This window comes from uncultured Eubacterium sp. (genome assembly GCF_934561735.1).
GTDB lineage: Bacteria > Bacillota > Clostridia > Oscillospirales > Acutalibacteraceae > Eubacterium_R.
In genome coordinates this window covers 45,421-66,532 of record NZ_CAKTGT010000009.1, presented here as the reverse complement: position 1 = coordinate 66,532, position 21,112 = coordinate 45,421, and the positions used below count along the sequence as shown (strand labels likewise).

Genomic DNA, 21,112 nt, shown 5'->3' with positions numbered 1-21,112 from the left:
AGGTCCTTGCCGTCTCGCTCTCTCGCTGACGACTTGTACATATTACCACCTCATACACCAAATGTCAACACTTTTTTGCTAACTTTTTTCGATGGTGAAAACCCTGCCTCGTGTTCAGTATATTTGATTATTCAATGTTACTACAATATCTGCCTAAATGCCGAAAATTCTACACAACATATATAAAACAAGTCACATTTTCACTCAAATTATTATAGAATCAAATTTAAAGAAATATATCAGCTTTTCAAAAAAGTTTATAATATCCTCAAATTTTATCGTAATATCAAACAATCTTATAAATTCGTCATTGTAAGTTAATATATTTGCATTGTCATAACCCAAAGAAGCCGTATTGTAATAGGCAACGGCTAAACCTACCGACAATACGACTCCTGATATTAATAACATATACATTACATACTTCCTTGATTTCATAACATCATCTCTTTACATACTTCTCATTAAGCAACTGCCCGAGTGCATCGCCAAACAGTCTTGCCGAATAACAGGCTTCATCCAAAGTATTTGCGTCCGTGCCGACTTCAAGCAAAAACGAATAATGAGTTTCATACATATTATACTTACGCTCGGAAAAAAGTATCGGACGCATAAGTCCGGGATAAAGTTCGTTAACCTTGTTTTGAACCTGCAAATCAAATTTTAGATTCTCTTCCCAATCGGGAAAATTCTTTACTCTGTTATATTCACAACCGGATATTATCATCATTCGGGCAGCTTTTTTGCCGTTAATTTTTGCAGTCGGTTTAACCTTGGTTTTGTTTGAATATGTAATATCGTCACGGTGAACATCAATCGTAACTTCTATCGACGGATACTGTTCAAGATATTTTTCTATCGTTGCACGGGAATTGTCGTATGATTTTGTGTAATCCTTATCGTGAATAGTTCTGTCGTGAATTACGGTAAAACCTTGTTTTTCAAGATAAGCAGCCAAATCATCTCCGACACGAACCATATTTCTTGCCGAACTGTTCGACCTCGCATCGGAGCTCATATAATAACCCACATCCAAAAGAGAATATGCCTCGGTTGTGTGTGAATGATAAATAAGGATTGTAGGCTTTGACTTGTCATCAATAGTCAAATCTGAGCCTTGTTTTAACAATGCATTAATATCAGGAGAATAGAAAGATGCCGGGATCTTGGTTTGTATTTGCAAATCACCGTGCGACACTATAGTGCCGCCGCCTTGGTATGCTTCCTCACTTGTTTTGCCCTTTGATTTTGACTTAACCGTTGTCTTTTTTGCCTTGTTCATCAATTTTGCAATATCCGACGGAGTCTGCTTGATATTTGTATAGTCCTTGCTGTCCTCGGCACTTATACGATTCATAACAGGCTCATCCTCTTTTGAAGCGGTGTTAGTAGTATTCTCATTAACTGTCGGAGTATTATTTGAAAATGTTGCCTTTGCATTGTTATATATTAAAACCGGTGACGAAAGTTTTAAAGCAGAAATTGAAAAAACGGCGAGCGGTTTTTCAATAAGCGGAGAAAGATTAACAATTATTCCGACTGTTCCAAACAATATAATAGTATTAATTATTATAATTATAATATTCTTTTTCATTATAACACCATATATTAAACATTTTTACACATCTAATTATATGATGACAATATAATCATTATCCCACGAGAGCCAACAAATCTTCAACCGACAGATTTTTTTGCAGGCAAATATTAATACCCATACCGATAAGTTTTGCACCCTGCTGACAAATTCTGTCAATCTCACGGGGAGTTACAAAAACATCATCATTCTCTTTACCCGAAATTATCCCGGTGCTGACAACGGTGGGGATTCCCACGGCAATGACGGGCACACCGAGAGTCGCTTTTGAAATTTCGTGGCGGTGATTGCCTACACCCGAGCCCGGAGAAATTCCCGAATCGGAAAACTGAATTGTCGTGCCGAGACGATCCGCCGAACTTGCGGCAAGTGCGTCAACGGCAATAACACAAGACGGTTTTATTTGATTAACTATACCTTTGATAATTTCAACAGTTTCTATTCCGGTGTCACCGAGCACTCCCGTGTTTACGCACGACACGGGAAAAAGTGCAGGCAAGCCGATATTGCTTTCAAGATTATCGGCAATATGACGGGTGGCGAGAATGAACGAAGAAGTTGAGGGACCGAGAGAGTCGGCAGTAATTTTTTTGTTGCCCAATCCGACAACCAAAACAGAAGTAACCGATTGCGGAAGCACCGATTTGAGCACAGCCGAAAATTCGTTAAGCCGCCCGTCTAAAATATCGGTGTCGTTCACAAAAGAATGTACATCAAGCACAACATATTTTCCAACAGGTTTGCCGATGGATTTTGAACCGTTTTCATTAATAACTTCAACGGTTGTGATGTTATCCTTTTCGGTAATTTTCACTCCGGACAAAACCGTCTTTTCATTTTCTTCATAACATTCTACTGCTAAATCTGTGCGATTTATCACAAAAAACACCCCAAAACTCACTATTTTTACTAAAAGTATGCCCAAAAATAAAAAAATGCTTGCATTTTACTTAAAGTTATGCTAATATAAATCAGCGTTAAAAAGAAATTAGGCAGAAATGTCTTTACATCCAGTTTCTCGATAAAGGAGTGAAAAAGAAATGGCAAACATCAAATCAGCAAAAAAGAGAGTTTTAGTAAACCAAACAAAGGCTGCTAACAACAAGGCTCGTAACACAGCTCTTAAGACAGCTATCAAAAAGGCTAACACAGCTATCGAAACAAATGCTGACGATAAGGAAGTTGCAGTTAAGGAAGCTGTTAAGAAGATTGACCAAGCTGCTAACCACCACCTTATCCACAAGAATTGTGCTGCAAGAAAGAAGAGCAATCTTGTTTCAAAGCTCAACAAGGCATAAGTTTAATATGATAAACATTTAAAGGTACCGAATCGGTACCTTTTTTGTTTTGTCTTAAATATCAAACTCAACATTGTATTTTTTAATCCAAGTATAAATCTGCACAATATATGCAAGCACTTGCGGACCTCGCATAAGCTGACCGTACCACGGCTCGCTCAAGCTGTCGGGATTATTCATCAATTCCGTTACGGAATCGACATTAAGCATTTCACAAAGCGGGCACTCTCTGTCATTCAAAACAGCTTTTACCATATCAATTACCGCTTCGGTATATTCAGGGTTAAATGTTTTCGGATAAGGACTTTTTTTACGCCAAGTAATAGTTTCGGGCAAATCGTTTTCAAAAGCTTTTCGTAAAACCCCCTTTTCCCTGCCGTCATATGATTTTATGCTCCACGGCATATTGTAGGCATATTCAACAATTCTGTAATCACAAAACGGCACACGAACTTCAAGCGAAGCTTCCATGCTCATTGCATCCTTACGCATAAGAAGAGTTTGCATAAACCAATCCATATTTAGCACAAACATTTCACGCATACGCTTTTCGGTTTTGCTGTCTGTATCAAGCGTGCTTGTTTTTTTAACGGTTTGAAGATAAGCATTACGCATATATTCATCGCCGTGCGGCAAAAATCCGTTTGCCAAAATACTGTGACGAACATCGGTTGTTCTGCTCCACGGAAAAGTATCTTCAAAAAGAATCTCTTTTCTGTGATACCACGGATAACCGCCGAAAATTTCATCCGCACACTCACCCGAAAGTGCAACCTTGTGGCTTTTTACAACCTCCTTGCAAAACAGTAACAGACTGCTGTCAACATCGGTAAATCCCGGGCATCCCCGTGCAAAGGTACTGTCAACAAGTGCATCGGCAACATCACGGTTTGAAAGCACAATATTGTGATGGTCGGAATCAATATAATCCGAAATAAGACTTATGAAATCGCTGTCCTTGTTCGGTTGAAACAAGCTTGCCTTAAAATATTTATCGTTATCGACATAATCAACGGAATATGTGTCCAAAACGCTGTTGCATTCTCCCATATAATCGGAAGCAACCTTTGAAATTATCGAACTGTCAAGGCCACCGCTCAAAAATGTGCAAACGGGAACATCCGACACAAGCTGTCGCCTGATTGAATCGGTTACAAGATAATGTATATGTTCCTGTGCCTGAGCTTCATTGTCGGTAAAATCCGATGCTTCAAGATGCCAATATGTTCCCTCGGATATTTTTCCGTTTTTGCAGTACATATACGATGCGGGCGGAAGTTCGCCAATATCACGAAAAACGGTTTTGCCTATCGTTTTTGCGGGACCGAGCATAAATATTTCGTTGAATCCGTCCTCATCGCAAACAGGTTCTATACCTTTAACATTAAGCAGTGTATCAATTTTTGAAGCAAAAGCAAACAATCCGCCTTTATGCGAATAAAAAAGGGGCTTAACGCCTATTCTGTCACGGCAGAGAAAAAGTTCTTCGCTGTCGGTATTGTATATTGCAAAAGCAAAAATACCATTGAGCTTTTCGGCACAGCGTTCCTGCCAAAGGTGAAAACTTTTCAGCACAACTTCGGTATCGCATGAAGTATCAAAAATATAACCGTGAAAGCGAAGCTCACGCCTTACCTCCTCGGTATTGTAAATTTCGCCGTTATACACAATTATGTATTTGCCGAAACGCATAGGCTGTTTGCCGTTCTCGGGATCAATAATACTGAGTCGTCTGTGAATAAGAGCCGCACTTTTGCTTATATACTCTCCTCTTTCATCCGGGCCACGCATTTTGAGTGAATTACTCACTCTCCAAATCATTTCCTTTTCCTGTCTTAAATCAATATTATCGCAGAGTATTCCTGCAATTCCGCACATAAAAATCACCTCAGAATATACTATGCAAACCAAGATAAAAATTCCATCAAAAAAAGTCAAAACTTTTTTAAAAAAATGCTTGACATTGGGTGTTGTTTATGATATTATGTACAAGCGTTGAGGAAACGCTGGTGTAGCTCAGTTGGTAGAGCAGCTGATTTGTAATCAGCAGGTCAGGGGTTCAAGTCCGTTCACCAGCTCCAAAGGGAGATAACTTCGGTTATCTCCCATATAATATGGAAGAGTTCCCGAGTGGCCAAAGGGAACAGACTGTAAATCTGTCGTCAATGACTTCGGTGGTTCGAATCCACCCTCTTCCACCAGAAGAAAGAGTAATCGTTTTGGTTACTCTTTTCTTCTTTTTATAGAAAACTTTTCGTGGGTGGATGAGAACCACACACTATCAATGCGACGGCTTGCGTAGCAAGCGAACTCTCGAGCATAGCTCGAGCCCACCCTCTTCCACCAGAAGAAAGAGTAATCGTTTCGGTTACTCTTTTCTTTATTTTATAAGAAAACCTTTCGTGGGTGGATGAGAACCACATACTGTCAATATGTGTTACCTTTTTATATTTTTCGGAAACATCTAAAAAAGTTTATACCTGCTTGTTCAGTATTTCAATATGTTTTCATCTTATAATATAAAGGTAACAGTCAGGAAACATATTGATTATTTATTATGCTTATGAAATAATTCTTTTACCGAGCAATATTATAATATTACATTCGGATTAATTACATTTTATGTGAGGAGAATAAAAATGTATTGTGAAAAATGTGGCACTCTTATTGCCGAGAGTGAAAAATTCTGCCCAAACTGTGGGGCAAGTATTAACACAAATATTAACAATCAATCAGAGATTAATACTGAAAACAGCACCGACATACCGCCGGAAGAACCTCAAGCCGTTGCAGTTACTCAAGCAACGGAAATCCCAAACGGAAATGTAGCCGTAAAGACTAAAAAACCGATTAAAATCAACAAAAAACTTTTAATATCTGTTGTTTCAATAGTATGTGCCCTAATTGTATTGATATCTGTTGTTTCTGCGATTTTAGGTATGATAAGACCCGAGTCGTATTTTGCCGACAGCATCAGTCTTGACGGATATAACGGTTATACAAGTTTAGATCCGTCTGACCTTTATAATTTCGACGGATTGATGTATGATTTATCCGGCAAAGACAGTGCATTACTGACTGAAAAAATAAATGAGAAATATCGAAACGACGCATATGACGAATACGGTTTCTTAGGAGCACTTTACGAAGACGAAGATGAAGACGGTGTTTTAAAATATCTGAAAGACGATGCGTTTTCTATAGAATGTGAACCAAGCGAAAACCTTAAAAACGGTGATGAAGTTACAGTTACGGTAACTATTGATACGGATATAATTAACAGCCTTGGATTAAAGAAGAAGCTAAAACTTAATGATAATTTAACCCGTACATATACTATTGAGAATTTAAAGGAAACCGTTAAACTTGACCCAATGAAAGAGGTTCAATCGGTTTATTATGACGAAACCGAACAAGCGGTCAGAATCAATTTAGCGGATAATTTATCTTCTGAATCTTTTGGTAATTACAGTGCAAACCTTATTGATGTTAACAACAATGAACAAGGAGTTGAACTCATAAACAACTCAGATGAAGAAGATTCACTCGGTACTCTGAGATACTCAGGAAACGCAGACAATTTTGATTCTACCGGAAAGGTGACTGTCAGCGTAACAAAATCCGGTTACTCCTCTATTGAAGAAAACACTTTTGCGGAGAACGGAATTATATTAACCAATCTGTCAAAAGAATTTGATGCAACCAGAATATCATATATAAATGATAAAACAAATGTTACGGTAGACGATTATACGGCTATAAAAGACTGCGGTAATTCGAGCGATTATTTTTCTGACGGGAATAAGACTTTTGTAAACCTTTATATGTGTTTAGGCAACTATCAAGCAAATAACCAATTTGTATGCGTATATTCCTATGCTGACTCCTATGACAACAAAATATATTATTCCTATTTGCCGATTAACGGAGCAAAAGCGGATAGCAACGGAACATTGTACACAGACAATCTTAGTGTAGGTTGGTCTCAAAGCGGTTTTACATCGGAAAAAGAACTTTTAGAGAGCTTGCAAGGATACTACAGCACAGTCAAACATTTAACCGTAAAATAATGGAGGAAAAATATGTTTTGTCAAAAATGTGGAAAAGAACTTAACGATAGTGCAAAATTTTGCACTAACTGCGGTGCAAAAGTAGGAAATTCATTTGATATAGGCGATAAAATTAAAAATATAAATTTGCCAAAAAATTTGCCAAACGCCAATATCACAGAGGCATCCGAAAAAATAAAAAGCTTAGATAAAGGCACAATTATCAAAATAGCATTTGGTGCGTTTTCTATTTTAATGGTAATCATAAACCTTTTGTTGAACAAAGCCAAAGTAATATCATATGATATATTTATTTCAGAAGGTTCGTATTCCGTATACGGAGCTTTAAAAAAGCTAAAAGACTATTCGGAAACAACAAGTATTTTAACAATCGGTCAGACAATTATTGTCGTCGCTGTCCTTTTAACGCTTGCAAGTATGGCGTTTTGTATAATCAAAACGGTATTGAAAAAGAAAGGAAGCTTAGGCAACTGGATTCCGCTTATAATAACAATATTTTTAAATGATGTAGTTCATATTGCTATTACAAGATTTATGTATAACGAAACTCAAGACACTATTGCCAGCGGAGCATTTTCGCTTACATCAAGTGCAAGCGGTTATATAGTATTCAGTATTATAACAATCATAGTACTTATTTTGAACATCTTGCTGTATACATCAATACCTAACAAAATATTATCAACAAACGCTAATCAAAATTAAGGGGAAACAATGAAAAAAGCAATAGCCGTAATATGTGCTCTTTTAGTAATGCTTGGCGGCGGCTCATATTACTATTTTACCCAAGTATATAAGACCGACGAAGAACAAATAACCGAATGCCTAAATAACTATGCAACAGCATACAGTGCCGGTGATTCGGACGCTTTGTGTGATTGTTTAGATTCTAAAAGTGCTGCAATGGTAAAAGGGTCATTGGGATTGGTCGGCAGTTTTGTTAATATTACAGATATGCTCGGTCTTGGATTTTCATTAAGCTCAATAGAATCCGGAAAAGACCTTGTGGAATTTGATATTAAATCAATCGAGGTAAACGGTGATAACGCCACAGTAAAATTAAACATGACAGTAAACGCATTTTCAGTTTCATCAGACAGCGATGAAACGGTAAAAATGGTAAAAGAAAACAATAAATGGAAAATTAACGTTTTCGGATAAAAATTTTAATACTGCGAAACAAAAAGCCTACCGCACGACAAATTAAAGTGCGGCAGGCTTTAAATTTTATACGGCACAGCACACGGCTTTTGCAACAAAAAGTTTATAATTTTGTATTTTACAAAGCTATGAATATATGGTAAAATAATAAAGATATACAGTAAAGCGAGGTAATGGATATGTTACTTGCAGTTGATGTCGGCAACACAAACATCGTTTTGGGTATTTTAGACGGTGACAAGCTTGTTAAATCCGGCAGATTTTCAACCAATATATATGAAACAGAAGACGAATGTGCAATGAAAATATATTCGTTTTTGAGCATACACAAAGCAACGGAGATTGACGGTGCAATTATTTCGTCCGTTGTGCCGGCACTTATGCGCACACTGAAGAAAGCCATTTTGACCGTGTGTAATGTAAATGCCATCGTAGTCGGTCCGGGTGTAAAAACAGGGCTTTCAATAAAAATCGATGACCCGGCACAGCTTGGTGCAGACCTTGTTGTTGCGGCAGTTGCGGCAAAAGAAAAATATCCGCAACCAACCATCATCTTTGACCTGGGCACAGCTACAACAGGCTCGGTGCTCGACAAAGACGGTAACTTTTTGGGCGGAACAATCACAACAGGTGTTAAAACATCCATCAATGCCTTATCGGCAGATGCGGCTTTGCTTCCGCAGATTGACATAGCGGCACCGAAAAAAATCATAGGCACAAATTCAATCGAGAGTATGCAATCCGGTTGTGTAATCGGCACGGCATGTATGCTTGACGGACTTATTGACAAATTTGAACAGGAGCTTGGCGAAAAAGCAACGGTTGTTGTTACAGGCGGACTCGGAAAATCAATAGCAAAAAATTGCAGTCACGATATGATAATTGATGAAAATCTTTTGATTGACGGACTGCGAATTATATATAACAAAAACATTTAAGTTATCATTTGCAGAGAGGAAAAATAATATGAAACTTGATACAATTTGTGTGCAAGGCACATACAAACCAAAAAACGGTGAACCGAGAGTTATACCGATTGTTCAATCAACAACATTCAAATACGACAGCAGTGCCGAGATGGGCGACCTTTTCGATTTGAAAAAAAGCGGATATTTTTATTCACGACTTCAAAACCCAACCTGCGACAATGTTGCGTCAAAAATTGCGGCTCTTGAGGGCGGTGTGGCAGGAATGCTCACAGGCTCGGGTCAGGCGGCAAACTTCTACGCAGTATTCAACATTGCACAGGCAGGCGACCACATTGTGTCATCATCTGCAATTTACGGCGGCACATTCAATCTTTTCAATGTTACAATGAGAAAGCTCGGAATTGACTTTACCTTTGTTTCACCGACTGCAACGGAAGAAGAAATACAAGCTGCCATCAAGCCAAACACAAAGGCTATTTTCGGCGAAACAATTTCTAACCCAAGCCTCGACATTTTGGACATTGAAACATTTGCAAAGGTTGCTCACAAGAACGGAATTCCGCTCATCGTTGACAACACATTTGCAACACCTATCAACTGCCGTGTGTTTGATTTCGGCGTTGACATTGTTACACATTCAACAACAAAATATATGGAGGGTCACGCATCAACAATCGGCGGTGCAATCGTTGACAGCGGTAATTTTGACTGGACTCAAAACGACAAATATCCGGGACTCACAACTCCCGACGACAGCTACCACGGCGTTGTTTACACCGACACATTCGGCAAAGGTGCATACATCACAAAGGCAACCGTTCAGCTTATGAGAGATTTGGGTTCTGTTCAGTCACCAAACGAAGCATTCCTTTTAAATGTCGGTCTTGAATCACTCCATTTGAGAATGCAAAGACATTGCGAAAACGCAAAAAAGGTTGCAGAATATCTTGAAAATCATCCAAAAATCGAATGGGTAAAATGTGCAATGCTTCCAAACGACAGCCAATATGCACTTGCTCAAAAATATATGCCAAACGGCACCTGCGGTGTAGTTTCGTTTGGAGTTAAAGGCGGCAGAAATGCGGCAACAACATTTATGGACAGCCTTGAACTTGCGGCAGTTGTTACCCATGTTGCAGACGCAAGAACATGTTGCCTGCACCCTGCATCAACAACTCACCGTCAGTTGACAGATGAACAGCTCGCAGAATGCGGTGTAACACCTGACTTGGTAAGATTTTCCTGCGGTATTGAAGCTGCAGAGGACATCATCGCAGACATCGAACAAGCACTCAACAAAATTTAACCAAAGGAGATTTTACAATGCTTGAATACAGATACGACACTCAGCTTCTCATTGAGGGCACAGACCTTGACGAGGACGCAATCAACGATTACTTTGTGGAGCACTTCAAAGGTGATTGCCTTATCGCAGTCGGTGATGAAGATTTAATCAAAATCCACTATCACACCAACGAGCCGTGGAAGGTTTTGGAATATTGCAGAAGCCTCGGCGAAATTTACGATATTGTAATTGAAGATATGGACAGACAGGAAAGAGGTCTTAAAGGCTGATGAAAATTAAAAAAGGCTTCACCATACGCAATATTGCAGGCTCAAACATAGTTGTTCCTGTCGGCAATGCCGAAAGAATATTCAACGGAATGATTACCCTGAATGACAGCGGTGCGTTTTTTTGGAACGCTTTGTTAAAGGACACAACCGTTGACGAAGTGGTAAAAAAGGTTACCTCGGAATACGAGGTTGACGAAGAAAAGGCAAAAGCCGATGTAGAAAAATTTGTGGCAATGCTGAGAGAAAACAATCTTATAGAAGAATAAACAAAACAAGTAAACCCCACCGATTTGTGTATCGGTGGGGTTATTTTTACGGCTTTATAAGTTTGCCTGTTTTAAGCAAGCGGAGCATTTTTTCATTTTGTTCGGGCGTGCCGGAATAACGGCTAATTCCGTTTACCTGTGCAATCTTTTTGCGATAAGAAAAATCACTTTTTGCACCTATTGCTTCAAGTGCGTCAACAATACTTTCGCTGTCGCCCTTATAGGCTTTGAAGTATTTTGAAGATGTGTTTTTCTTCTTTTTAGGACGAAGAACGCCCAAAAACGAAGTGTAGCTGTGCTTAATTTTAGTCATAGGCTCGTGCTTTGCTTTTGGAAAATTTTGGTCGTAAGAATAAAAATACGAGGTCGTTCCCTCGCCCGTTGCAACGGAAATGTGACCGTTGCCGCTTTTTGATGTGAACACGCAAAGGTCGCCTTTTTTCGGGATAAACTCCGCCGTGTTGTCAATCCACTTAAAATTCTTTGTGAGGTATTCGCTCGTTTTACGCTTGTTGTAATATTCAATGGCATTACCGATACTTTGCGGTGTTACGCCAAGCACATTTTTAATATAATGCTTAGCAAGGTCAACGCATTGCACGCCGTATGTGCCGTCGTAGTCAATGCCTTTGCCGAGGTTTTCCTTTACCCATTTATTAAAGGTCACTTGCAATCACCGTCTTTCTTTTCAAGATTCATAACAGCGGAAATTCCTGCCGACACGGCGGCTACAACCAAACCGGTTACAGCGGATTTTACGCTTACCTTATCATCTGTAAAATTAATATACACCACATTAACCGTGATGTATGCAAGAGCGGACTGAACAAAGGTTCTTGCCGCCCTTTTGAGTGTTGTTTTGGTACAAATCATTGTTTGCCTCCCGTAAAATAAAATTCAAGTTGTCAGGCTGATAATATTACTTATGTGCCTGTTCGTTTAAATACTTTTGCAATTTGTTTTTTGCAATCGGTACGGAGTGGTTTGCACCGAGTTGCTCCAAACCGTCAAGTGCGGCGGAAAGTCCGTAGCAAATAAGCTGATTTTCTTCTTTCAGCCTTGCAATGTCTTTGTCCTGAGCCGTGGAATGTTCGGCACGGGTGCGTGCCCTATCCTTAACGGAACAAAGATATTTTGCAAACGACCTCCCCACGCCGAAAACCGTAAGACAGGCTGTCACCACCGCACCAGCGGTTATAATTGTTTGTGCCAAGCCGTTCACGCTTTCGCTCCTTTCTTAACTAAAGGTGCCTTGCACCTCCGGGGACAACTTCCATATTACACTACATAATATGCCCCTGCAACCAAGCGTGTTATTTTGCGGACAACAGGTATTTAACATATAGAGCATAAAGCCTATAAAAACGCCCAAAACGGCAAAAAAATTTTAAACTTGCTTTTAATCACAATAAAATTTATAATTAAATCACAACGATACAAGGATGTTAAACCTATGATTTACTACATTGATACAAGTGAAATATTTTTTGATGATTGCTCCGCTTATTTCATAAATTCAAAGAATGACGAATTTATAACTTGCGGAAAAATCGCAACACCGATTGCAGACGGGGACGATTCACATTTTATAAACACGGCAAAAGAAAAATACGGCATAAACTTTTTTCTTGATGAACAGGACTGCTCAACGAAAATTTATGCCATACCTTATATAAACATTTTTGCATCCGACGAAAACGGCGTTTACGCCGTTATAAACGACTTCCCCGATACTGAATCAAACAAACATATATGCTATATTAATACCGAATTGCAAACGGCTTACGACCTGCAATACACCCTTACGGAATTTGTAAATTCAATCAATAACGGCAACTTCAAAAAGCAATTAAATAATCAAATTGAAAGCGAAGATTTAACCGTTTACCGCAACATATCCGATGCAAAGAAGCATATAAAACTCTCAAAAATCACAGATTTTACAAAAAAATAAGACAGAGCATAAAGTTCTGTCTTATCTATTCAACACACATATATACTTTACATAAATGTATCCTATTCACTAAATCGAGAACTATACTCTGCAGGATAACAGGAAAACACCACAGAAGAATATCTTAAATTAATATTTATTTTATATTCAACATCATTTTTTTCACCATATAGAATAAATTTATAGGGATCACTGCTGTCCGCTTTACTATTAAGGGAATTTTTTAATTCTGATAAATCATTTTCGCTAACATATGTGTCACCAAATATTAACGGTGCACAACAAGATAACGCACTCAAAACAAAAAAATCATATATTTCAGACGGTTCAATCAAGTCAATATATTCTGCATATTCCATACGACCATAATTAAAGATAACACGTTCATTTTCTTCAACTATAAGAAATCTACCATAATCAACTTGATTTCCGCTTTGAGAACGATAAACTATATTACCATTATATTCACCAGCGTTTTCAGTAGGATTGAATCCATCATAAACAAGATTCATTATTGGTGTACCATTTGTTCGATATTTAAAATCTGAAAAAGTAATAGCATTAGACGGCAAATTATCTTGCGTAGTTTCAGTTGTAACTTTTGTCGTAACTTCGGTTGTTTCTTTCTCTGTAGAACTTATGGACACGCTTTCTTTGGTAATTGGTACATTTTTACTTGTTTTTTCTACTTCAACGCTGTTCAAAGTTGAGGTAATAATTGCAACAATTATACTTACAAATACTAATACACATAAAGTTATTACTAATATAGTACGGTTCTTTTTATCAGTCAACAAGTTTCTCGTTTGTTCACCATTATTTAAATTATCATCAGATGTTTTTTCAAAATTCCCCTCAATATTATTATCAATTAATTGATTACTTGAATTTTTACACTGATTCTCAACTAAAGAACCACAATTAGGGCAAATCCTTTCATCATTTTTAATTTCTTTTCCACATTTATTACACCTCATATTATACTCTCCTCTGTTTAAATTATAAATTTGTTAATTAATCGCAAAATAGCAATAGTCTATTTATAGCCTAATAGTATCATATATAGCCTATTTTGTCAATAACGATTATTTATAATTAAATTATAAATATCGTGAAAAGAGCTTGGTTATGGATACATACACAGCAGTAAAAAACCGAATATATCAACTGTGCGAAATAAAAAATATGTCAATTAATAAGCTTTCAACCGAAGCCGCAGTTCCACCGTCGACTCTAAAAAACATTTTGTACGGCAAAAGTAACAATCCCGGAATTGTAACAATAAAGATGTTATGCGACGGACTTGGAATTTCATTAACGGAATTTTTTGACACCGAAGAATTTAAAAATCTTGAACAGCAAATAAAATAAGACAGGACCGAAAATTCGGCTCTGTCTTTTGCTTTGCAATATTATTTCTTTTTGAATTTGTCAAAGAAGCCTTCCTTGCCCTTATTGGCAACATAGGATTTGTCAAATTCCTTAAGTAACTTCTTTTGTTCCTCGGTGAGTGACTTTGGAATGTCAACAACGATATGAACATAAAGGTCGCCCTTTGCAACGCTGTTAAGTCGCTGAACACCTTTGCCCTTGAGGCGGAACACTTCGTTTGGCTGTGTTCCCGACGGAACGGAATATTCAACATCGCCGTCAAGGGTAGGAATACGCACCTTAACGCCGAGGCAAGCCTCAACAATGCTGATGTGTTTTTCGTAATGAATATCGTAGCCGTCACGGATAAAGTCCTTGTGGTCCTGAACGATAACACCGACTCTAAGGTCGCCCGCAGGTCCGCCGTTTACACCGGCATCGCCCAAGCCTCTTGCCGTAACAACCTGATTGTTGTCAATACCGGCAGGAATGTTGATGTCAACCTTTGTTTTTCTGCGTACCTTGCCTCTGCCGGCACATTTTGTACACGGCTTATCGATAATTTTACCCGTACCGTTACAGGTTGGGCACGGTCTTGTTGAGCTGACTTGGAAAAATCCGGAGCCTTGCTGAACGGTAATATGACCACTACCGCCGCACTGCGTACAGGTTTTAGGGCTTGTGCCCTCTGCACAGCCTGTGCCGTGACACTGTGAGCAATCCTCAACCTTTGACACTTCAACGGTTTTCTTACAGCCCTTTGCCGCTTCCTCAAAAGAAATGGTAACGGTTGTTTGAATATCTCTGCCTCGTTGCGGAGCGTTTGGATTTCTGCCGCCGCCAAAGCCGCCGAATCCTCCGCCGCCTCCGAAGAAACTGCTGAAAATATCGCCGAGGTCTATATCGCCGTCAAATCCGAAGCCTCCTGCTCCGCCGCCGTATCCGCCTTGGCTTGCCGCATAATTAGGGTCAACACCTGCAAAACCGAACTGGTCGTACTTTGCTCTTTTATCTGCGTCGGACAAAACAGAGTATGCCTCGTTACATTCCTTAAATTTTTCTGCGGCAGACGGGTCATCCTTGTTCAAATCGGGATGATATTTTTTTGCCGCCTGACGAAACGCCTTTTTGATTTCGTCATTTGTAGCGCCCTTTTGTACACCGAGCACTTCATAGTAATCTCTCTTTTGTTCAGGCATAAATTGATTGCCCTCCTATTATATCACAGAATGGGCGGACAAACGCCGCCCCATTCTATTAGTATTTGTATCAGTTATCGTCAACCTCTGTATAATCGGCATCTGTATAACCTGCATTGCCGCCCTGCTGCTGTGCATTAGGGTCTGCCTGCTGCTGAGCACCTGCCTGAGCATTCTGTGCTGCCTGAGCAGCTTCATAAACCTTTTGAGATACCTCATAGAACTTGTTTGTGAGATCCTCCTGCTTTGCCTTGATAGCGTCTGTGTCGTCGCCCTTCAAAGCTTCCTTAAGGTCGTTGAGTTTTGTTTCAAGAGCAGTCTTGTCATCTGCCGAGAACTTGTCTGCATCTTCGGAAAGCATCTTTTCTGTTTGATATACCATCTGGTCTGCATTGTTGCGGATGTCAACGGCTTCTCTCTTCTTCTTATCTTCTTCTGCAAACTGCTCTGCTTCTCTTACAGCCTTGTCAATATCGTCCTTTGACATATTTGAAGAAGCTGTGATAGAGATATTCTGCTCCTTGCCTGTGCCGAGGTCCTTAGCGCTTACATGAACGATACCGTTTTCATCAATATCGAATGTAACTTCAATCTGCGGAACACCACGGCGAGCCGGCATAATACCGTCAAGGTGGAACATACCGAGAGTTTTGTTATCCTTTGCAAATTCTCTCTCACCCTGAAGAACATGAACTTCAACAGAAGTTTGGTTGTCTGCGGCTGTTGAGAAAATCTGTGATTTCTTTGTAGGAATTGTTGTGTTACGCTCAATAATAACTGTGTTTACACCGCCCATTGTTTCGATACCGAGTGAAAGAGGTGTAACATCAAGAAGTACCAAGCCGTCAACATCGTTGTTGAGAACACCGCCCTGAATTGCGGCACCCATAGCAACACATTCATCAGGGTTAATGCCCTTGAAAGGTTCTTTGCCCGAGAACTTCTTGATAGCTTCCTGAACAGCAGGAATACGGGTTGAACCGCCGACAAGGAGAATCTTGTCAAGGTCGTTCATTGAAAGACCCGAATCCTTCATTGCCTGACGAACAGGACCCATTGTTGCTTCAACAAGGTCTGCTGTCATTTCGTTAAACTTTGCTCTTGTAAGAGTTGCTTCAAGGTGCTTAGGGCCTGTTGCATCTGCTGTGATGAACGGAAGTGAAATTTGAGCCTGAGTCATACCGGAAAGGTCAATCTTTGCTTTTTCTGCGGCTTCCTTAACACGCTGCATAGCCATCTTATCTGTTGAAAGGTCGATGCCGTTTTGTGCCTTAAAGTCTGCAACAAGCCAATCCATAATCTTCTTATCAAAATCATCACCGCCAAGGTGGTTGTTACCTGCTGTTGCAAGAACTTCCTGAACGCCGTCGCCCATTTCGATGATAGATACATCGAATGTACCGCCGCCGAGGTCGTAAACCATAACCTTTTGGTCGTCTTCCTTGTCAATACCGAAAGCCAAAGCGGCAGCTGTAGGCTCGTTGATAATTCTCTTTACATCAAGACCTGCGATTTTGCCGGCGTCCTTTGTTGCCTGACGCTGTGAGTCTGTAAAATATGCAGGAACCGTGATAACAGCCTCTGTTACCTTTTGACCAAGGTAAGCTTCTGCATCGCCTTTAAGCTTTTGAAGGATGATTGACGAAATTTCCTGAGGAGTGTAATCCTTGCCGTCAATGTTTACCTTGTAATCAGAACCCATATGTCTTTTGATTGATGAAATTGTTTTGTCCGGGTTTGTAATAGCCTGACGCTTTGCAACAGCGCCTACCATTCTTTCGCCGTCCTTTGTGAATGCTACAACAGAAGGAGTTGTTCTTGCACCCTCTGCGTTAGAAATAACAACCGGTTCACCGCCTTCGATAACGGATACGCAGCTGTTTGTTGTACCTAAGTCAATACCGATAATCTTTCCCATAATAAAATATCTCCTTTTCTGAATAATTACTGATTTGATTTGTTATCAGTTGGCTGTTTTTACCATAGCCGGTCTGATAACTCGGTCGCCGATCTTATATCCCTTTTGGAATACATCAACGATTACATTTTCTTCAAGCCCGTCATCATCAATATGCATAACTGCGTGATGAAGATTTGGGTCAAAGCTGTCACCGCTTTCGCCGTAAGATTCAACGCCGATTTTTGAAAGAGTTGTCATCAAACCGTCAAGCGTCATTTCAACACCTTTTTTGAGTGCCTCAAAATCTTCGCCGTCTTGATTGATTGCTCTTTCAAGGTTATCAATAACAGGCAAAATCTCGGCAATTACATTGCCCTTTGCATTGGAATAGGTTTGCTCCTTTTCCTTTGCCGATCTCGCTCTGAAATTTGCATATTCCGCCGCCGTGTAGGCAAGCTGTTTTTTCATATCCGCAAGCTGATCTTCAACTGTAGGTTCTTTCTTTTCTTCAACCTCTGTATCAACTGCGGTATCTTCTGCTTCGTTTACCGTTTCTTGTTCTGTATTTTTTTCCGGTTTTGTTTCTTTTTTACTCATAAATAACTCCACCCTCCTTTAACAAATTAGAACAGGTTTTAACTATATAATCTATTCTCGGGAGAATAGAACTATAATCGATTCTGAGTGAGCCTATAATACCGAGCGTTGCAAGCTGATCGTCATAATACTTAAACTTTGCAACAGCCATTGCGGTGTTTTTAAGCTCATATACGGGATTTTCTTCTCCGAGGAAAAGAACGCTTTGAATGTTACTGTTTGCAATGCTTGTAAGCATTTCCTCAAGTTTCGTCTTTTCCGCAAGGAATGTAAGAAGCCCGAATACCGACTCACCGAACTCCTCCTGCGTGAGCAAATTGTTTTGACCGTAAATTTGGAGCGTGCCCTCGCTTGCCTCTTTGCAAAGAGAACAAAACGACGATAGCACAGGCAACATATCAAACAATCTGTCACGGAGCACCGGTGCGGTTGACTGAATGAGCGACATATTGATTTCGTTCACGGGAACACCGATGAAAAATTCCCTTGCAAGCACATAAAACAGCCGCCTGAAATTGTCATCTATTCTGCACGGCATTTGAATAACCGAAGATTTAATCTTGCCGCCGACGGTGAGCATAACAAGCATCGCTTTTTTCTCGCCCGCAGGAATCAAATCCGCGCCCTGAACGCAATCGTATTCATCCTTAACCGTTGAAAAGAATGATGTGCAACCCGTTGCGTCAGCCAAAAGTTTTGCCGCATCCGCAAGCAATCTTTCGGGGTCGGACGCATTTACGCTGAGTACCTGATTAATCTTTTGCTTTTCAAACGGTGTAAGCGGCTTTGGCACAAGCAAATTATCTACATAATATCTGTAAGAAGCCTTTGTCGGAATTCTGCCGCCCGACGTGTGACGCTGTTGCAAAAATCCAAGTTCACCGAGTGCCGCCATCTCATTTCGTATTGTAGCGGAGGAAACTGCATAAGGGAGCAACTGACACAATGTTTTTGAACCCATAGGCTCGCCTGTTTGGATATAATGATTTATTATCAAATTCAATATATCCGACCGTCTGTTGCCGATCATCTTAACTCCTCCTTTTTGCTTTAGCACTCTTTGTGCCTGAGTGCTAACTACATTTATTATATTATATCCCAAAAGTTCATTTGTCAACACTTTTTTCAAAAAAATAATTAAAATTCATATTTTGTTAGCATTTGAACACTCCGAGTGCTTATTTACATCACTCTTGAAATGAGCATTGCCGTGTGCTACTATAAAGATGTATAAAATATACAATTTATAAAAGGGGGGTGTCGGCATGATAAAAATCACGCCAAACACAACATTAAAAGACGCCATGGTTAACCCTATGGCAAAAGATATTATAGAAAAACTCTTTCTCGTTTTGCGTTTGCCGACAGATTTAATCAATTCGGGGATTATGGGCAAACTGAAATTCAAAACACTCACAACCGCAACAGCCGGGTTACTTGACAAAAAGACCGTGCAAATGGTTTGCGATATGCTCAATCTCGAAAAAGACGAAGTTATCACCGACCAAGGTAAATTGACCGAAAAGTGGTGGAAAGAAGCCGTTATTTACCAAATATATCCACGCTCGTTTTATGACAGCAACGGCGACGGCATAGGCGATTTGAACGGCATTCGCCAAAAGCTCGACTATTTACAGGATTTAGGCGTTACGGCAATTTGGTGCAGTCCGTTTTACGACAGTCCGAATGACGACAACGGCTACGACATCCGTGATTACCAAAAAATTATGGCAGAATTCGGCACTATGGAGGATTTTGACAAGTTGCTTGACGAAATTCACGCAAGAGGCATGAGGCTTATCATCGACCTTGTTGTAAACCACACATCCGATGAGCACAAATGGTTTCAAGAAGCACTGAAGAGCAAGGACAATCCGTATCACGATTACTACATATGGCGTGACGCAACCGACAAAGGCATAACTCCGCCGAACAACTGGATTTCTCTTTTCAAGGGGTCTGCGTGGAACTACTACGAAAATCTCAACCAATGGGCACTTCACCTGTTCACGAAAAAGCAAATGGACTTGAACTGGGAAAACGAGAAAGTTCGCCAAAGCGTTTACGAAATGATGTTGTGGTGGCTCGACAAGGGCGTTGACGGATTCAGAATGGATGTTATCAACTTCATCAGTAAAACTCAAGGTCTTCCTGAAGCAAACGCATTTTTGGGTACGCTCACAGGGTTCAAAGGTGCGGAATACTATTTTTACGGTCCGCGTCTGCACGAATTTTTGCACGAAATGAGAGAAAAAACATTCGGCAACTACGATGTTTACACCGTCGGTGAATGCGGCGGAGCAGGAATCGAAATGGACAAAATGCTCACCGCAGATTTCAGAGGCGAACTCGACACCGTGTTCAACTTTGACTTTTTGGCAAATCAGGGTCACACCGCATACGACCATTACGAGCAGGATATGTACAAGGTGATGAAAAGTTTTGAAGTGTTCCAAACAGGCTACACAAACCATTGTTGGCCGGCTGTTTTCTTTGAAAATCACGACAATCCGAGAGTAGTTTCAAGAACCGACAGAACAGGTGCGTACCGTGAGGAAATAGCAAAGGTTTGTGCACTTATCGAAATGACACTCCGCGGCACTCCGTATGTTTACCAAGGTCAAGAGCTCGCAATGGGCAATGTAAACTTCAATTCCATTGACGAAATGAACGATGTGCAATCCGTTAATTTCTACAAAGAAGCGGTTGAAAAAGGCAAGGATAAAGAAAAATATTTCAAACTTGCCGCAATCGGTTCAAGAGATAACGCAAGAAGTCCGTTCCAATGGAGTGACAGCGAAAACGCAGGATTTACTGCCGGCAAGCCGTGGCTTAAAGTATGCGACGATTACAGACGCTACAACGCAGAGGACGAAGCAAGCAGAGCCGACAGCGTGCTCAATTTCTTCAAAAAAGCAATTAAGCTCCGCAAGGAAACAAAAGTTCTCGTTTACGGCGATTTCACCCCTGCAAAGGCAAACAAATCACCCGTTTACTGCTATTTCAGAGAGTACGAGGGCGAAAAGTATTATGTTGAGCTTAACCTCGGCAAAACACCGCAACCAAAGCCAACGAATATCTATAATTACGATTTAATTCTTTCCACAAACGAAAACAAAACCGACATTTTGAAGCCGTTTGAGGGCAACATTTACAAGGTAAAATAAACGAAAACCGCCGTGGTGCAAACGCATC

22 protein-coding genes and 2 tRNA genes are annotated in these 21,112 nt (G+C 40.0%); 13 read left to right on the top strand and 11 right to left on the bottom strand.

The window, feature by feature from the left end; translation table 11 throughout:
* Positions 1-442: 442 nt before the first annotated feature.
* Positions 443-1,594, bottom strand: coding sequence for a stage II sporulation protein P (gene spoIIP, locus Q0E08_RS07770; protein ID WP_294778558.1), 1,152 nt, complete (start codon positions 1,592-1,594; stop codon positions 443-445).
* A gap of 58 nt (positions 1,595-1,652) precedes the next feature.
* On the bottom strand, positions 1,653-2,477 hold the full coding sequence (gene gpr, locus Q0E08_RS07765; RefSeq protein ID WP_294778557.1) for a GPR endopeptidase: 825 nt from the start codon (positions 2,475-2,477) through the stop codon (positions 1,653-1,655).
* Positions 2,478-2,637: 160 nt separating this feature from the next.
* Here gpr and rpsT point away from each other — a divergent pair, with 160 nt between their 5' ends.
* Positions 2,638-2,895 carry a 30S ribosomal protein S20 gene (gene rpsT / locus Q0E08_RS07760; RefSeq protein ID WP_290907304.1) on the top strand — a complete coding sequence of 86 codons (258 nt, stop codon included), beginning with the start codon at positions 2,638-2,640 and terminating at the stop codon, positions 2,893-2,895.
* A gap of 54 nt (positions 2,896-2,949) precedes the next feature.
* Here the strand turns inward: rpsT and asnB are convergent, their stop codons facing one another.
* The gene (gene asnB, locus Q0E08_RS07755; protein ID WP_294778556.1) at positions 2,950-4,773 is read right to left on the bottom strand and encodes an asparagine synthase (glutamine-hydrolyzing); all 1,824 of its coding nucleotides are present in this window, start codon (positions 4,771-4,773) and stop codon (positions 2,950-2,952) included.
* A gap of 127 nt (positions 4,774-4,900) precedes the next feature.
* Between asnB and Q0E08_RS07750 the strand changes: the two genes are divergently transcribed.
* The 9 genes from Q0E08_RS07750 (at position 4,901) to Q0E08_RS07710 (ending at position 10,896) form a co-directional block, all read left to right on the top strand.
* Positions 4,901-4,976 (top strand) — tRNA-Thr (locus Q0E08_RS07750).
* 35 nt (positions 4,977-5,011) lie between these two features.
* Positions 5,012-5,096: transfer RNA gene (locus Q0E08_RS07745), tRNA-Tyr, on the top strand.
* A 438-nt stretch (positions 5,097-5,534) separates the two neighbouring features.
* Positions 5,535-6,965: a zinc ribbon domain-containing protein gene (locus tag Q0E08_RS07740; protein ID WP_294778555.1), complete on the top strand. Its 1,431-nt coding sequence runs from the start codon at positions 5,535-5,537 to the stop codon at positions 6,963-6,965.
* Positions 6,966-6,977: 12 nt separating this feature from the next.
* Complete coding sequence (locus Q0E08_RS07735) at positions 6,978-7,670, top strand: zinc ribbon domain-containing protein (protein ID WP_294778554.1); 693 nt, start codon at positions 6,978-6,980, stop codon at positions 7,668-7,670.
* A gap of 9 nt (positions 7,671-7,679) precedes the next feature.
* A complete protein-coding gene (locus Q0E08_RS07730; protein WP_294778553.1) occupies positions 7,680-8,126 on the top strand; it encodes a nuclear transport factor 2 family protein in 447 nt (148 codons plus the stop codon).
* 179 nt (positions 8,127-8,305) lie between these two features.
* Complete coding sequence (locus tag Q0E08_RS07725) at positions 8,306-9,064, top strand: type III pantothenate kinase (protein WP_294778552.1); 759 nt, start codon at positions 8,306-8,308, stop codon at positions 9,062-9,064.
* A gap of 28 nt (positions 9,065-9,092) precedes the next feature.
* Positions 9,093-10,361, top strand: a complete 1,269-nt coding sequence (locus Q0E08_RS07720; RefSeq protein ID WP_294778551.1) for an O-acetylhomoserine aminocarboxypropyltransferase/cysteine synthase family protein — start codon at positions 9,093-9,095, stop codon at positions 10,359-10,361.
* Between the two features lie 17 nt (positions 10,362-10,378).
* Positions 10,379-10,630 carry a kinase to dihydroxyacetone kinase gene (locus Q0E08_RS07715; protein WP_177664608.1) on the top strand — a complete coding sequence of 84 codons (252 nt, stop codon included), beginning with the start codon at positions 10,379-10,381 and terminating at the stop codon, positions 10,628-10,630.
* Complete coding sequence (locus tag Q0E08_RS07710; RefSeq protein ID WP_294778550.1) at positions 10,630-10,896, top strand: PqqD family protein; 267 nt, start codon at positions 10,630-10,632, stop codon at positions 10,894-10,896. Before Q0E08_RS07715 ends, Q0E08_RS07710 begins: the two co-directional genes overlap by 1 nt.
* Before the next feature lie 46 nt (positions 10,897-10,942).
* Here Q0E08_RS07710 and Q0E08_RS07705 read toward each other — a convergent pair whose 3' ends face one another.
* From Q0E08_RS07705 to Q0E08_RS07695, 3 genes are read right to left on the bottom strand one after another with little or no spacing between them, the layout of a single operon-like run.
* On the bottom strand, positions 10,943-11,563 hold the full coding sequence (locus Q0E08_RS07705) for a CHAP domain-containing protein (RefSeq protein ID WP_294778549.1): 621 nt from the start codon (positions 11,561-11,563) through the stop codon (positions 10,943-10,945).
* A complete protein-coding gene (locus tag Q0E08_RS07700; protein ID WP_294778548.1) occupies positions 11,560-11,769 on the bottom strand; it encodes a hypothetical protein in 210 nt (69 codons plus the stop codon). Before Q0E08_RS07700 ends, Q0E08_RS07705 begins: the two co-directional genes overlap by 4 nt.
* 46 nt (positions 11,770-11,815) lie before the next feature.
* Entirely contained in the window at positions 11,816-12,118 is a 303-nt protein-coding gene (locus Q0E08_RS07695; RefSeq protein ID WP_294778547.1) for a branched-chain amino acid ABC transporter permease, read from the bottom strand.
* 231 nt (positions 12,119-12,349) lie between these two features.
* Between Q0E08_RS07695 and Q0E08_RS07690 the strand changes: the two genes are divergently transcribed.
* A complete protein-coding gene (locus Q0E08_RS07690; protein ID WP_294778546.1) occupies positions 12,350-12,850 on the top strand; it encodes a hypothetical protein in 501 nt (166 codons plus the stop codon).
* A gap of 62 nt (positions 12,851-12,912) precedes the next feature.
* On the opposite strand, the gene Q0E08_RS07685 is transcribed toward Q0E08_RS07690, so the two are convergent.
* Positions 12,913-13,827: a zinc ribbon domain-containing protein gene (locus Q0E08_RS07685; protein WP_294778545.1), complete on the bottom strand. Its 915-nt coding sequence runs from the start codon at positions 13,825-13,827 to the stop codon at positions 12,913-12,915.
* 151 nt (positions 13,828-13,978) lie between these two features.
* Between Q0E08_RS07685 and Q0E08_RS07680 the strand changes: the two genes are divergently transcribed.
* A complete protein-coding gene (locus Q0E08_RS07680) occupies positions 13,979-14,221 on the top strand; it encodes a helix-turn-helix domain-containing protein (RefSeq protein WP_294778544.1) in 243 nt (80 codons plus the stop codon).
* 41 nt (positions 14,222-14,262) lie between these two features.
* On the opposite strand, the gene dnaJ is transcribed toward Q0E08_RS07680, so the two are convergent.
* The 4 genes from dnaJ to hrcA form a co-directional block, all read right to left on the bottom strand.
* Entirely contained in the window at positions 14,263-15,420 is a 1,158-nt protein-coding gene (gene dnaJ, locus Q0E08_RS07675; RefSeq protein ID WP_294778543.1) for a molecular chaperone DnaJ, read from the bottom strand.
* Between the two features lie 70 nt (positions 15,421-15,490).
* Positions 15,491-17,338: a molecular chaperone DnaK gene (dnaK, locus tag Q0E08_RS07670; RefSeq protein WP_294778542.1), complete on the bottom strand. Its 1,848-nt coding sequence runs from the start codon at positions 17,336-17,338 to the stop codon at positions 15,491-15,493.
* 45 nt (positions 17,339-17,383) lie between these two features.
* Positions 17,384-17,917, bottom strand: coding sequence for a nucleotide exchange factor GrpE (gene grpE, locus Q0E08_RS07665; protein ID WP_294778541.1), 534 nt, complete (start codon positions 17,915-17,917; stop codon positions 17,384-17,386).
* The gene (hrcA, locus tag Q0E08_RS07660; protein ID WP_294778540.1) at positions 17,910-18,947 is read right to left on the bottom strand and encodes a heat-inducible transcriptional repressor HrcA; all 1,038 of its coding nucleotides are present in this window, start codon (positions 18,945-18,947) and stop codon (positions 17,910-17,912) included. Before hrcA ends, grpE begins: the two co-directional genes overlap by 8 nt.
* Before the next feature lie 235 nt (positions 18,948-19,182).
* Here hrcA and Q0E08_RS07655 point away from each other — a divergent pair, with 235 nt between their 5' ends.
* Positions 19,183-21,084 (top strand): alpha-glucosidase, encoded by a 1,902-nt coding sequence (locus Q0E08_RS07655; protein ID WP_294778539.1) that lies wholly within the window; start codon positions 19,183-19,185, stop codon positions 21,082-21,084.
* Positions 21,085-21,112: the final 28 nt, after the last annotated feature.